This is a genomic window from Kerstersia sp. (assembly GCF_052103615.1).
Classification (GTDB): Bacteria; Pseudomonadota; Gammaproteobacteria; order Burkholderiales; family Burkholderiaceae_B; genus Kerstersia.
In genome coordinates, this window is the sequence record NZ_JBQEKA010000083.1 from 1 (window position 1) to 13,522 (window position 13,522).

Annotated in this window: 13 protein-coding genes and 1 pseudogene; 8 read left to right on the forward strand and 6 right to left on the reverse strand. The window is 62.9% G+C overall.

The window, feature by feature from the left end; translation table 11 throughout:
- Positions 1–111 precede the first annotated feature (111 nt).
- Together ACTJGZ_RS13460 and ACTJGZ_RS13465 are read left to right on the forward strand one after the other, a co-directional pair.
- The gene (locus ACTJGZ_RS13460; RefSeq protein WP_441663425.1) at positions 112–372 is read left to right on the forward strand and encodes a hypothetical protein; all 261 of its coding nucleotides are present in this window, start codon (positions 112–114) and stop codon (positions 370–372) included.
- A 154-nt stretch (positions 373–526) separates the two neighbouring features.
- Positions 527–1,390, forward strand: a complete 864-nt coding sequence (locus ACTJGZ_RS13465) for a DUF1838 family protein (RefSeq protein WP_441663426.1) — start codon at positions 527–529, stop codon at positions 1,388–1,390.
- Positions 1,391–1,402: 12 nt separating this feature from the next.
- Here ACTJGZ_RS13465 and ACTJGZ_RS13470 read toward each other — a convergent pair whose 3' ends face one another.
- Entirely contained in the window at positions 1,403–2,266 is an 864-nt protein-coding gene (locus tag ACTJGZ_RS13470; protein WP_441663427.1) for a hypothetical protein, read from the reverse strand.
- Between the two features lie 643 nt (positions 2,267–2,909).
- Here ACTJGZ_RS13470 and ACTJGZ_RS13475 point away from each other — a divergent pair.
- The gene (locus ACTJGZ_RS13475; RefSeq protein ID WP_441663428.1) at positions 2,910–4,886 is read left to right on the forward strand and encodes a PIG-L family deacetylase; all 1,977 of its coding nucleotides are present in this window, start codon (positions 2,910–2,912) and stop codon (positions 4,884–4,886) included.
- A gap of 188 nt (positions 4,887–5,074) precedes the next feature.
- Positions 5,075–5,926, forward strand: coding sequence for a KPN_02809 family neutral zinc metallopeptidase (gene ypfJ / locus ACTJGZ_RS13480; protein WP_441663429.1), 852 nt, complete (start codon positions 5,075–5,077; stop codon positions 5,924–5,926).
- A 30-nt stretch (positions 5,927–5,956) separates the two neighbouring features.
- Here ypfJ and ACTJGZ_RS13485 read toward each other — a convergent pair whose 3' ends face one another.
- Positions 5,957–6,361: a winged helix-turn-helix transcriptional regulator gene (locus ACTJGZ_RS13485; RefSeq protein WP_441663430.1), complete on the reverse strand. Its 405-nt coding sequence runs from the start codon at positions 6,359–6,361 to the stop codon at positions 5,957–5,959.
- Positions 6,362–6,614: 253 nt separating this feature from the next.
- On the opposite strand from ACTJGZ_RS13485, the gene ACTJGZ_RS13490 reads away from it, so the two are divergent.
- From ACTJGZ_RS13490 to ACTJGZ_RS13500, 3 genes are all read left to right on the forward strand, one after another.
- Complete coding sequence (locus ACTJGZ_RS13490; RefSeq protein WP_441663431.1) at positions 6,615–7,226, forward strand: NAD(P)-dependent oxidoreductase; 612 nt, start codon at positions 6,615–6,617, stop codon at positions 7,224–7,226.
- A 354-nt stretch (positions 7,227–7,580) separates the two neighbouring features.
- The gene (locus ACTJGZ_RS13495) at positions 7,581–9,002 is read left to right on the forward strand and encodes an amino acid permease (protein ID WP_441663432.1); all 1,422 of its coding nucleotides are present in this window, start codon (positions 7,581–7,583) and stop codon (positions 9,000–9,002) included.
- Between the two features lie 304 nt (positions 9,003–9,306).
- A complete protein-coding gene (locus ACTJGZ_RS13500; RefSeq protein WP_441663433.1) occupies positions 9,307–9,903 on the forward strand; it encodes a BPSL1445 family SYLF domain-containing lipoprotein in 597 nt (198 codons plus the stop codon).
- Positions 9,904–10,106: 203 nt separating this feature from the next.
- On the opposite strand, the gene ACTJGZ_RS13505 is transcribed toward ACTJGZ_RS13500, so the two are convergent.
- The 3 genes from ACTJGZ_RS13505 to ACTJGZ_RS13515 all read right to left on the reverse strand — a co-directional run bounded on the left by ACTJGZ_RS13505 (position 10,107) and on the right by ACTJGZ_RS13515 (position 12,376).
- Positions 10,107–10,406 (reverse strand): DUF4148 domain-containing protein, encoded by a 300-nt coding sequence (locus tag ACTJGZ_RS13505; RefSeq protein ID WP_441663434.1) that lies wholly within the window; start codon positions 10,404–10,406, stop codon positions 10,107–10,109.
- A 492-nt stretch (positions 10,407–10,898) separates the two neighbouring features.
- Positions 10,899–11,900 carry a 4-hydroxy-3-methylbut-2-enyl diphosphate reductase gene (gene ispH, locus ACTJGZ_RS13510; protein WP_441663435.1) on the reverse strand — a complete coding sequence of 334 codons (1,002 nt, stop codon included), beginning with the start codon at positions 11,898–11,900 and terminating at the stop codon, positions 10,899–10,901.
- The gene (locus ACTJGZ_RS13515) at positions 11,900–12,376 is read right to left on the reverse strand and encodes an FKBP-type peptidyl-prolyl cis-trans isomerase (protein ID WP_441663436.1); all 477 of its coding nucleotides are present in this window, start codon (positions 12,374–12,376) and stop codon (positions 11,900–11,902) included. The genes ispH and ACTJGZ_RS13515 overlap by 1 nt, the downstream gene beginning before the upstream one ends.
- 51 nt (positions 12,377–12,427) lie before the next feature.
- Between ACTJGZ_RS13515 and radC the strand changes: the two genes are divergently transcribed.
- Positions 12,428–13,102 (forward strand): RadC family protein, encoded by a 675-nt coding sequence (radC, locus tag ACTJGZ_RS13520; RefSeq protein ID WP_441663437.1) that lies wholly within the window; start codon positions 12,428–12,430, stop codon positions 13,100–13,102.
- Positions 13,103–13,225: 123 nt separating this feature from the next.
- Here radC and ACTJGZ_RS13525 read toward each other — a convergent pair.
- Positions 13,226–13,522: pseudogene (locus ACTJGZ_RS13525) on the reverse strand (hypothetical protein); the annotation flags it as partial.

Here is a 13,522-nt window from a genome sequence, read left to right on the forward strand (position 1 = left end):
CTGTTTCATTTTTAACTTTGCAGTACCCATCCAAACGGCTGTGTGCCGCGGCGACGCCACTGCGTCCGGCCGCCAGCTTGCCGCTTATAACAACAACAAGGAAAAATCATCATGTTGAAGAATATTTACCCGGATCAGTTGATCCCCAATGAACATACCGCCCTGAGCGACACGCGCCATATCAAGATTGGCGACCGCGTTACCCTGGTGCTGGCAGGCAGCCAGCGGCCTATCGTCAGCACGGTGGAAATGATCGTCGATCTGTTCGGCAGCCCGACTTTCACCAGCCGCGCCAGCGGCGCCAAGCGCATGCGTTTTCGCTTCCGCCCCCAGGATATTCATCACCTGGAACCGTCCCGCGCTGCCCGCTGACACCCCGCCGTTTGCGGCGCGCCAGACTTGGGCTGCACCGCAAATACCGGTATGCTGCCCGTTTTGCCGCACCGCCGGAAACACTGCAATGCCTGCCGTCACGGCAGCCTGACAGCGCACCCGCGGGGCGGAACTGCCCCACTGGACGCTTACCATGACCACCATCCCGGCCGCCGCAGACACTGCGGCTTCCCGCCCTGACTCCCTGCTGGACCTGTCCCGCCCCCAAGACGCGCTACAGGCAGTGCGCAAGCTGCACGCCTCCACCCAAGACGGCAAGCCCGTGGTCTATCACTGGTCTGGCCATGCCTGGGCCCGCCGCGAGGGTGAACCAGACCGCCTGCTGTTCCGTGTGGAAGGCATGAATATCCGTCAGGCCGGCACCTTGCAGGACCCGGCCCGCGGCCAAGGTTTTCGCCTGGTGTCGCGTGAACTCATGCTGTATCTCGACCCGCGCAGCGGCGAGCCGCTCACGACCTGGCGCAACCCCTGGACGGAGCAAGAGCTTGAAGTCACGCATGTCGCCAATGACCCGGTGAATCAGCGCCCCTTTTTTGAGCGCGACCCGCAGGGCCGGCCTTTCACGGCGCCGTTCCGGATACAGGATGAACGGGTCTTCGCTCCCGCTGAAATTCCGCTGTTCTATCCCAATCCGATGGCAGGCGATTACCAGGACTATGTCGGCAATCACTATCACGCGATGGAAATCTTCGATTTCATCGCCGACCGCCAAACCTTGCTGAGCCGCGCAACCGATACGGCAGGGGCGGCGCTGGCCTGGGTGCGCATTGCGCCCTGGCTGCCCTTCATGCGCATGGGCAGCCGCCCCGGCCTGATGGTCTTCAATGCCATGGGCCAAAGCGTTGATGGCATCGCCGCCTTGCCGCCCGTGCTGCAGACCGCTATCCGCGACACGTATCCGCAATACGATGCCCCGCCGCCGCTGGACGATGCCCGCCCGAACGCCACAAGCTGGACGGTGGCCCGCCAAGCCATCGACAGCGCCCGGCGCGGCTGACCCGGGCCTTTTTCAGCTCAACGGATCCGCCAGCCGGCTTTCCTTCATCAGCAGCAAGCCGCCCACCATGAAACCCAGGGCGCCCAGCCCCAGATGCACATTGGCCAGCGTGGCTACCCACGCGGCCTCGTGCAGGTGTTGCGGCACATACGCCAGCACGGCTGCCGTCATGAAGAAAATACAGCCCCAAAGATTGATGAACGCAATCTGCCAGGCCAATTCTTTCGGGCGCCAGCTCCAATAGGCATGACTGGTTTCCAGCATGGCCAGATAGCCTGACACCAGGAACAATACCGAACCGACCATATCTGGCGCCCAGACAAAAGTATCCTGCAGATACCAGTTCGGCGGCGTGCCTATGCTGTCATAGGTATTGATATTGAACGCCAGAGTGCCGATGAACTGCGCCAGGGTGCTGAGCCAGCCGGCGCTGCGCGGGTGCCAGCCTATCAGCGCCAGGCGCTGCGCCTGCACTGCTGATGGCTGCACGGAAAAAGCCGGCGCATTGGCGGACTGGAAATGCTGCATATAGGCCGCCACCGTGAACGGAATGGAGCCCAGGAAAAAAATCATGCCCAGCTGCGCGCCGGAACAGCCCAGGCTGCCTGGCACCAGCGACAACAGCGCTCCGACCAGAAACAGGAGTGCCCCCACGGCAAACAGGCCCCCTACGATCCGGTTATACCCGGCCGTGCGCCACACTGGCAGCAAGGCGTGCTCTTGCGCCCTCGCAGCGCGCATCAGGCCCTTGCGGTTTTGCCTGGCGCTCCAGACGATCAAGCGCCCATGCTGCATGAAACGGCGCAAGGTAACGAAAGGCCCCGCGCCAAAACTGGCCATGCCATGGCTGCCAGGACGCTCCGGCAGCAAACTCATGCCCCGCTCCCGGCTGCCTGGCGGCTGCCAGACCTCAAACCTTCATTTCCATCCATCATTCCTGCTCCATGACCAACGCTGCACTGCAGCGATATCGCTTCGGGATTATCGGCGACAAAGCCCGCCCCCGAAACCGCCGACTGTTAAAAAAAGCCATCCCGCCGCCAGCAGGAACACGCCTCGTACCGCGGCCGGTCATCTTTCAGGCGCATAATTTGCGTCCGGATTTCTGCCGCCTGTGTTTTCCTGTCTCGTCACGATCATGCCGCTCTCTTTTCCGCGCCTTGCCGCCGCCTGTCTGGCAGGGGCTGCTGCCATCCCCCGTCCCGGGTCTGAGCGCTTGAAATCCAGAGGCCTGAGCGCGGTCTGCTTCAACGCGGTCTGCTTCCACGCGGCCTGCTTCAGCGCGGCTCGGTTCTGCTCAGCACGCTTCAGCGCCCTATTTTTGAGCGCCGCATTATTCGGCACTGCATTCCTAAGCACCGTATTACTAAGCACTACATGCCAGGCAGCCATCCCGGCAGCCCTGCCCGCGGCGCCCCAGCCGCCCTCGCCCTCAGCCCCGGCCCCGGCTCCTGCTTTCACCGCCGGGCACACTGCGCCCGCGCCCTGGCACACCGGCACGGCCGGGGACTGCCACGGCATGCGCGACCTGGCCATCGTCGCGCACATGGACGACGACCTGCTCTTCATGAATCCCGACCTGCAAAATGCCATCCAGGCCGGCGCCTGCCTGGCGGTGCTCTACCTGACGGCCAGCGAAAGGGATGAAGGCGCCAGCTACATGCTGGAACGCGAACGCGCAGTCAGGGCGGCGCACGCCCATCTGGCAGGCCTGCCGGATCAATGGGAGGCCGACCAGATCCGCATCGCTGGCCACACCCTGGCGCGGCAAAGGCTGCGCGGCCGCCCAGGCTTGCAGCTGATTCACATGCGCCTGCAGGACCCATGGCTGGGGCACGGCTGGGGCAGCCTGACGCCGTTGAGCCGTGCCGAAACCATCCCCGGCCAAGTGGCGGAAACACTGGGAGAATTCCGCGAACAGTATGACCGCGCCGCCCTCGTCGATACGCTGGCCGCCCTGATCCAGGCCTACCAGCCCAGCACTATCCGGCATCTGGATGACACCAGCACGATTCCCTACACCGCCCTTTGCTGGCGTTGCGCCGGGCATAGCCACCCCGACCACATTGCCAGCGCCAGGCTGACTCGCGAAGCGATACAGCGCCTGCCCGGCAGCTACACGGCCATCGGCTATATCGACTACCCCGCGCAGGAACGAGCCGCCAACCTCACCGCCGCGGCAGCCGCCGCCAAAACCGATACGTTCCTGCGTTACGCCTGGCTGGACCGGCGCTACTGCGCCCAAGGCCATGATTGCCGCCAGCCCTATGGCCCCACCGCGGCCTGGGTTGCGCGCAGCTACTATCAAACCCGCCATGACACCCCAGCCGCGCTGGCCGCAGGCAGCCGTGGCGACCTGATACTCGCCACGACAGACGAATGGAGCAATACCGCCACCGCCTGGCACCTCGCGCCTGGCAATTGGACACCCCTGAGCAGCAGCCAGGCGGCTGAAGCCCCGCTGTCTTTCAGTTGGCCCGATGGCGCGGCTGGCCTGCTGCTGCGCGATGCCTTGGGTACCGTCTGGAGCACTCGCCAGGACCCCGCCAGCGCCGCCTGGCAGGCCTGGCAAGCCTTGGCAGGCATGCGTATCCAGCAGCCGCCCGTCCTGGCGCCCCAGACCGGCGCCGCCATTGCCCTGGGAAATGACGGCCTGCTCTACTGGAGCCGCGCCTTGCCCCCTGCCCCTGAACGGCCGCCCGGCGCGGCAGACTGGCGCTGGCAAGACTGGCAGCCGCTGCCGCGCCTGCCTGCTGCCAGCTCTGCCAGCGCCCATGCCGCCATTCTGCTGGACGATACCGGCCGCCTGCATGCCTTCGATATCGCCCAGGATGGCCAGCTCTATGCCACACGCCAGAACCTGCCTGCGGCAACTGGCTGGAGCAATTGGCAGCCGCTGACGGCCCCCGCCAGCAGTGGCGGCCTGGCGGCCTTCATGCATGAAGGGCAGCAAAACCTCTATCTGCGCGGGCAGGACGGCATGCTTTATCACCTGCGCCGCCCTGGCCCGGACGCTGCCTGGCAGGCGCCGCAGGCCCTGGCCTTGCGTTACGTCGGACAACCCGCGCTCGGGCTGGATGACGATGGCGAACTCGTGATTGCCGCCCTGGAGCAACCCGGCGGCGCCGTCTGGATACTGGAAGAAGATGCGGCGCCATTGCGGCTGATGCCCCATGCCGGTTCCGCCCCCGCGCTCAAAACCCTGGGCGGCGCCCTGCATCTTGCCGCCAGGCGCAGCGGCGCGGCGCAGGCCTATGAGCTATGGCGCCGCGACCCGCGCAGCGATACCTGGGCGCTGGAAGCCACGGCAACGGCCTCGGCTCCCGCCCTGCCCGCTTCCGGCACGGCAGTACCCGCAGTACCGTCGCCACTGCCACCACTGCCGCCACTGCCGCCGCAGGCCCCACTGGTGCCACTGCCCCCATTGCCGCCGTCCCCTGCTCCCGCGCAGCCAGGCCCCGCCATGCCAGCGGCAGCCGCCACTCCCAACCGCTAAGGCAGCCCTGACACGCCGTTAAGGATAGTCACGGCCACGCGGGCAAATGAAACCAGCGACCGCAAAGCGCGTTAAGCTTTACGTCTGCGGCGGCTAGCTGCTGCCCTGTATTGCCGCCACCCTGTATCACCGCAACCATGGCGGCCGCCATAGCCGCTGCGATAGCCGCCACCCGAGAGGAAATCACCATGCGCCTGGGACGCTCCCGAGCCAGCCAGAACGTCGAAGACCGCCGCAGCAGCGGGCCGCGTGTCGGGCGCGGCAGTATTGGCGTCGGTACCATTGTGCTGGCGCTGGTCGCCATGTATTTCGGCATAGATCCCGCTGTCGTCCTGCAAATGGCGGATGGCGGAGGCCCGGCGACCACAGCCCAGCCAGGCCGCACCGGCACGCCTGACGATGCTCAAGGCCAATTCGTGGCACGCGTGCTGGGCGACACGGAAGATACCTGGCGCGGCATCTTCAATCAGCAGACCAATGGCCGCTATCAGGATGCCACCCTGGTGCTGTACCGGGGCGCCACCCCGACCGCCTGCGGCACCGGCCAAGCCGCCATGGGGCCGTTCTATTGCCCGCTGGACACGCGTGTTTACCTGGACCTGGCATTTTTCGATGAAATGGAACATAAGCTGGGCGCGCCAGGCGAATTTGCCCGCGCCTATGTCATGGCGCATGAAATCGGCCACCATGTGCAGAATCAGCTCGGCACCCTGAAGCGCGTGCAGGATATGCAGCAACGCGTTTCCCGCACGGAAGCCAACCGCCTCTCGGTTCAGCTGGAATTGCAGGCGGATTGCTATGCCGGCGTCTGGGCCCATCACGCCGAAGCCGAACGCAATATCCTGGAAGCTGGTGATATCGAAAGCGGCCTCGGGGCGGCCAGCGCCGTAGGCGATGACACTTTGCAGCGCCGCCAGGGCGGCAGTGTCGTTCCGGACTCATTTACCCACGGAACCTCCGCCCAGCGCATGCAATGGTTTCAGCGCGGCTATGACAGCGGCCGCCTGCGGGATTGCGATACCTTCGGCAACGCGCGCTGAACCCGGCGCGGCCGCCTGCGGTTTTTTTCCTCAGGCGCTGCCGCGCTCCCCATAAGCCGCCCGGGCATCACGAATTCTGTCGTGGTGGCCATCCGCCCAACTGACCAGCGCCCGCATGGGCAACAAAAAGGAATGCCCCAGCTCCGTCAAGGCGTATTCCACCCTCGGCGGCACCTCCGCATAAACAGTCCGGGCGACAAAACCGTCCTGCTCCAGGCGCTTGAGCGTGCGCGACAGCATCTGCCGGGAAATCCCTTCGACCTCCCGGCCCAGTTCATTGAAGCGCATGACAGGCTGACGCCCCAGCGCTTCAAGAATCAGCAAGCTCCATTGATCGCCGATCCGATCCAGCACATCGCGGATTGGACAGGGCTGCCAAGCCGGCAAGGCCAAACCGCCGCCGGCCTTGCCCGGCATGCGCCCAGCGTTAGCCATACCGTCATTTGCCATCCCGCTCTTAGAGAATTCACCCGCCATATCCATTCCTGTCTGCCGCGGCCTCAACCGGCACGCGCTACCAGAAAGTATAGGGCAAGGTCAGCCCGCCGTGACCTGATCACCGCCGGGTGACTTCTTGCGCAGCGCGGCAAAAATCCCTAGTATTCCCCCATTGGTCTAATTATTAGACCAATGAAAATCCTCCAGCGCTATTCCTCTTTCCAAGCACGGTATTCAAGGAGAACAACACATGGCCCATATCGCTCTCATCGGTGCCTCCGGACAAGCCGGTTCCCGCATTCTCAAAGAACTGTCCGACCGCGGCCATCAGGTCACCGCACTGGCGCGCCACCCGGAAAAAATCGCCGCCCTGCCCGGCGTGACGGCCCGCCAGGCGGATGTCTATGACCAGGCCGGCCTGGTCCACGCCCTGCGCGGCCACGATGCCGTCATCAGCGCCGTGCATTTCACCGCCAGCGACACCGCCGCCCTGCTTGCAGCCGTGAAGGCCGCCGGCGTGCCGCGCTACCTGGTGGTCGGCGGCGCAGGCAGCCTGGAAGTCGCCCCGGGCCAGCGCGTGCTGGATTTACCGGATTTCCCTGCCGCCTACCTGGCCGAAGCCCGCAAAGGCGCCGAATTCCTGGAGCAGCTGCGCGCCGAGACGGCACTGGACTGGACCTTCCTCTCGCCGTCGGCGGAATTCACGGCGGGCGAACGCACGGGCAAGTTCCGGCTAGGCAAAGATACCCTCCTCAGCAATGAAACCGGCAGCCGCATTTCCTTCGAGGATTACGCCATTGCCCTGGCAGACGAACTGGAACGGCCTGCGCACTCGCGTCAGCGCTTCACTGTCGGCTATTAATTTGGCTATGAGTGTCGGCGATGAATGTTGCCGACTAATGTTGCCGACTAATGTTGCCGACTAATGCCACCTACTAATGTCACCGACTGACGCCGGATAGCGCCCTAAGCGCCCCGCCCCGTCTGAGCCGCCGCGCCCTGCATCAGCATGGCGCGGCGGCTTTGCCTTTGCGCTGCGCAACCTAGGAAAAACACCAATCTTGCGCACCGCACATCCCGCCTGATTGCCGTAAACTGCGTAGCTTGCTGCCGCAAATGCCGCAGCGCACCAAGACAAACACAGCCGCAAGCTGAATGGCGGCCTGCCAGACAGGCGAAGTCATCCCCCGGCGGCACGCACCAGGAGATATCAGCAATGTCCAGCTCCACGGAACCCGGGCAATCCGGCACTGCTTCCGCATCAGACGGCAGCCATCTGGCCCGCAATCTATCCAATCGCCACCTGCAACTCATTGCCATCGGCGGCGCTATCGGTACCGGCCTGTTCATGGGTTCCGGTAAAACGATCTCACTGGCTGGCCCATCCATCCTGCTGGTTTACGCCATCATCGGCATCATGCTGTTTTTCGTGATGCGGGCGCTGGGCGAAGTGCTGCTGTCCAATCTGGAATACCGCTCTTTCGCGGACTTCGCCGGTGACCTGCTGGGCCCCTGGGCCAAATACTTCACCGGCTGGACATACTGGCTCTGCTGGATCGTGACCGGGGTGGCCGATGTCGTGGCGGTCGCGGGATATGTCGCCTTCTGGTTCCCGGAATTACCGCTATGGATCCCGGCCCTGGGACTGATTCTGGTGCTGCTGGTGCTGAACCTGCCTTCGGTGCGCAATTTCGGCGAAATCGAATTTTGGTTCGCACTGATCAAAATCATCGCCATCAGCGCCCTCATCATTACCGGCATGATCATGCTGCTGAATCACTTCCAGCTGCCGGATGGCACGCCAGCCAGGGTGGGCAACTTATGGGAGCACGGAGGCTTCTTCCCCAACGGGTTCGGCGGTTTTGTCGCGGGCTTCCAGATTGCTGTCTTCGCCTTCGTCGGGATTGAGCTGGTTGGCACGGCGGCGGCGGAAACCGAAAATCCGCACCGCAATCTGCCCAAGGCCATCAACTCCATTCCCATCCGTATCGTGCTGTTCTACCTGGGCGCCCTGTTCGTCATCATGACGGTCACCCCCTGGGACAAGATCAGCCCGGACACCAGCCCGTTCGTGGCCATGTTCTCACTCGCGGGCCTGGCCATTGCCGCGCATGTCGTGAACTTTGTCGTGCTGACCTCGGCGGCCTCCAGCGCCAACTCGGGGATTTACTCTACATCGCGCATGATTTTCGGCCTGGCTTCCAGCGGTGACGCCCCCAAGGGCCTGAGCCACCTGAACCGTCGCCGCGTGCCCGTCAACGCCTTGTTCTTTTCCTGCGTGTTCCTGCTGTCCGGCGTGGTCCTGCTCTATGCAGGCCAAAGTGTGATGGAAGCATTCACGCTGATGACAACCATCTCCGCGCTGCTCTTCATCTTCGTCTGGTCCATGATTCTGGCATCGTATATTCAATACCGCCGCAAACGGGCCGCCCTGCATGCCGCATCGAACTTCAAGATGCCTGGCGGCATTCCCGCCGCCATCATGGTGTATATCTTCTTTGCCTTCGTCCTCTGGGCGCTGGCGCAGAAGCCCGATACCGCCGTGGCCTTGATCTACACACCGCTCTGGTTTGTATTCCTGGGCATTTCCTACCTGTTTGTCCGCCGCCGCAAGATCGCCGCCGGCATCAAGGAATAAGCCTAGTCGCCTGCCGCCAACGCCGGCCCGCTATCGCCTGAAAGCATCACGCCGGCCCATCTCGCCGGCCCATCACGCTGATGTCACACCAGCGTGATGGGCCGGCGTTATTGCATTAAAACTTGATGCAGCGCAGACCGGAATTACGCTTTGTCGCATTCCTGCGTTTACGCCAATCCGGGAAAACAGTAAGCTCATAGACATACATCGAGACAACTGCCATCCTGGCCCGACATCCCGATGCCTGATCCTGCCACGGTGTTCTGCCGGGCAATTCCAGCTCAATCCAGCTCAATGGAGACTGATGATGCGCAAGCAAGGCTATTCCACCTCCCGCCGTACTCTGGCTGCATGCGCCATGGCCCTTGCCAGCCTGACGTTTGCCGCCTGCACGACGACCACCCCGAACGACACCGCCAGCGCCGCTGAACAGCGCAGCCAGATCAATTCCGGCGTCAACTCCACCCTGAGCCGCCTCTACAGCGCCGCTCCCGGTTCGCAAACCCTGATTCAGCAGGCCAAGGGCGTGCTGGTATTCCCCTCTGTCATGAGCGCCAGCTTCATCGTCGGCGGCGAATACGGCAAGGGCGCATTGCGTGTCAATGGCGTCACCAAAGGCTATTACAGCCTGGGCGGCGGTTCCATCGGCTTCCAGGCGGGCGCGCAATCCCGTGCCATCGTCCTGGTCTTCACCACCCAGCAGGCGCTGGACTCCTTCCTGAACAGCAGCGGCTGGTCTGTCGGCGCGGATGCCAATGTCGCGCTGGCCACCCTGGGCGCCAATGGCTCCATTGACAGCAATACCGTCAATCAGCCTGTCGTCGGCTTTGTGCTGAACAATGCCGGCCTGGCGGCAGGCGTGTCGCTGCAAGGCTCCAAGGTTCAGCCCATCGGGCTGTAAACCCAGGCGCAGGGGGCCCAGGGCGGATTTGGCCCGCGCCCCCCTGCGGGATGGCCGGTGCCGACCCATAGGCTCAACAGGCCTCACGCAGCCGGTGCCAATCCGCCAACGCCAAAAAAAACGCCTGAATATTTGATATTCAGGCGTTTTTTTATCGCATCCTCAGATCATTACCGGTGGATGCGTACACGACGGAAAACAGCTTAGTTGATGACCTGCTCGATTTCACCTGCAGCGCGTGCGCGCTGGAGTTCCTGTTGCACCTGGGCGCGCGTCAGTGGCGTGCCGACATTCAGGCGCGGCAGGTCATTCGGGCGAACATTGGTCAGACCAGCAGCTTGAGCCTGGGCCAGTTCAGCCTGGACTTGCTGCGAGCTCAACGGCGTGCCGACATTCAAGGGCGGCAGCGCGTTGGGGTTATCAGTCGCAGCATGCACTGTGGCGGCACCCGCCACAGACACGGCAACCAGGGCGAACGACAGGGTTTGTTTCAGTGCTTTCATTTCTGCAACTCCTACGGTGTTATGTGTCTGCTTCCCACGTTCTGGTTCATTCGCGGGAACGTGTCAAAACGATGACAGTGATGACAGTATGCGTAGAATCCCTAATATGAAAAAGCGCATATTCGCAAATGATTTTTCCATATATGGAAAAATCGACTCAAAAATATCTAAATTACCGACTGAAATCGAATGAAACTTTCCTGATACTGCCCAGATATCAATTGGAATGACTTTCATCTGCGGCAGCGCCCAAAGAGCGAAAAAGTATGCATCATGGAAGGTTCCGCTAGACGCCTGCTTGCCTGGCTGCCAAATATCTGGCCCCGTTGCCCCCTCGTTGCCCCCTCGTTGCCCCCTCGTTGCCCCCTCGTTGCCCCCCCCATTGCTCCGCCGCTGCCTGAATATTCGCCAAGCCACGGACAAAAAAAACGTGCCCTGACAGGGCACGTTTTGCATGGCGGCCGGCACTAAGGCCGGGCGGGCTGAGTCCGCTCAGCTGACGTTATTGGCAGCGGAGTCAGGGCCGACTTCAGGCACCATTTTGCGCGACAAGGCCTTGGGCAGCGGGAAGGCCACATTTTCCTCTTCCCCCGGCAAGGTCCGCACAGACAAAGCGCCCAGCGCCTTGAGGCGGTCTATCACCTCGCGCACCAGCACTTCCGGCGCCGATGCGCCGGCAGTAATGCCGATGCGCTGGCGGCCTTCCAGCCAGGCAGGTTCAATCGCGTCGGCACGGTCGATCAGGTAGGCGTCCGTTCCCAAACGCTCGGCCACTTCCCGCAGGCGGTTGGAATTCGAACTGTTGACACTACCGACCACCAAGACCAGATCGCAATCCGGCGCCATGAACTTCACGGCATCCTGGCGGTTCTGCGTGGCATAGCAGATGTCGCTTTTCTTGGGCTCGACGATGGTCGGAAAGCGCTGACGCAAAGCCTGCGCCACGACCGCCGCGTCATCCACGGACAATGTGGTCTGCGTCACATAGGCCAGGTTGTCAGGATCCACCACCTGCAAAGCCAGCACATCTTCCGCCGTTTCCACCAGATAGATGCCGCCATCTGCCTGCCCCAGCGTCCCTTCGACTTCCGGGTGCCCGCGGTGGCCAATCATGATGACCTCGCGCCCAGCCGTCCGCATGCGCTTGACCTCGATATGCACCTTGGTCACCAGCGGGCAGGTAGCATCGAACACATTCAAGCCGCGGTCTTCAGCTTCTTTGCGCACCGCCTGCGACACGCCATGCGCCGAGAACACCACGATGGCGCCTGTAGGCGCCTGATCCAGGTCGTCGATAAAGACTGCGCCTTTATCGCGCAGCGTCGATACGACATAGCGGTTATGCACGATTTCATGCCGCACATAAATCGGCGCGCCGTGCAGCTCCAGCGCCCGCTCCACGATGTCGATGGCACGATCGACGCCGGCACAGAACCCCCTGGGCTGAGCCAGGACGATCTCACCTGCGCTAATCGGTGTCTCTACACTCGTCATCAAAGCACTCCAAGAATGGCCACATCCACTGTCAATGCAATCCCCGCCAGCGGATGATTGAAATCGAAAACGGCCTGGTCCTCATTGACGGATTTCAGCACGCCGGAATAGCGCAAGCCATTGGGCGCGGCAAACTCCACCATATCCCCCGGCGTGAAGCTGGCATCCGGCCCGGCATGCTCATCCAGCATGGCGCGCGTGACAGCCTGCACCAGCTCCGGGTTGCGGTCACCGTAAGCCTGGGCAGGCGCCACCGTGAAACTGAATTCATCCCCTTCGCGGTGCCCCAGCAAGGCTTCTTCCAGGCCAGGCGCCCATTGGCCCGTGCCCATTTGCAGGGTCGCGGGACGGCCATCAAAGGTATCCGCAAACACAGAACCCTGTGCCGGGCCAGAGGCCAGCACAATGCGGTAATTCAGGGTGATGTATGAATCCGCATGGATCAAAGCATTCACTGGTTCAGCTGCTGCGCTCAAAGTCTGCCACCGTATCGAGTTGGATAGGAATCCCCCATTTTAGAGTGACTTATGCCAGAAACCCAAACCAGTACCCCTCTCCTGCCCCGGGAACGCCTGATCCGTTACGGCGCGGCCGCCCTGGAAGACGCGGAATTGCTCGCAATCATGCTGCGTACCGGCACGGCCAGCACACCTGTCCTGAGCCTGGCGCGGCAACTCCTGCGCGAGTTTGGCGGGCTGCGCCAGCTGCTTGCGGCAGACCGCGACGCCCTGGCCGCGGTATCAGGGCTGGGCCCGGCCAAATCCTGCCAGCTGGTCGCCACCATGGAACTGGCCAAACGGTCTTGCGCCGAAACGTTGCAAGACGGCAACGTCATGCAGCAACCGGAGGCCGTCACCCGCTATTGCGCCGCCCATCTGGCCCATTTGCGCGTCGAGCACTGCATCGCCCTCTATCTGGATAATCGCCTGCGCCTGCTGGCCTGCCACACCCTCGCGCGCGGCACGACCAACCAAGCCTCGGTTTACATCGCCGAAATCGTGCGCTCAGCGCTGGCGCATCACGCCAGCGCCATGATACTCGCCCATAACCACCCGTCCGGCTCACTCACGCCCAGCCCGGAAGACATCACGCTGACGCAGCAAGCCAAAGCCGCCCTGGCGCTGGTCAATATTCGGCTCGTGGACCACTTGATCATCGCCGGCCACGCCAGTTGTTCCCTGGCCGAGCTAGGACATTGCTAGCCGCGCCAGCCGCCGCATCAGGATGCGTCTCCGGCCAGCCCAACAAGCGGACAGGCCAGAGAGCAGGAGAACAAGCGGCAGGCTGACGCTATTTAGCGGCTGCTCGCTGCCGCCGCAGGCCATTTACTTCGTGCCGGCCTGCGAGGCGTCCGGCTCGCCGCCGCGCCCTGGTGCGGGCGCCGTGCTTGGTGTCGTGCTTGGTGTCGTGCTTGGTGTCGTGCTTGGTGCCGGATTGGCTGCCTGATCCACAGCCGGATGGGCGGCCGGATTTTGCGCTTTTTCCTGCGCCATTTCTGGCACGGTTGCTTGCTGCTGTGCGGGCGCCGTTTCTTGCTGCACCTCTTGCGCCGTTTCTTTCGAAACCGCTTCTGCCGTTTCTTCTGCCGTTTCTTCTGCCGTTTCTTCTGCCGTTTCTTCTGC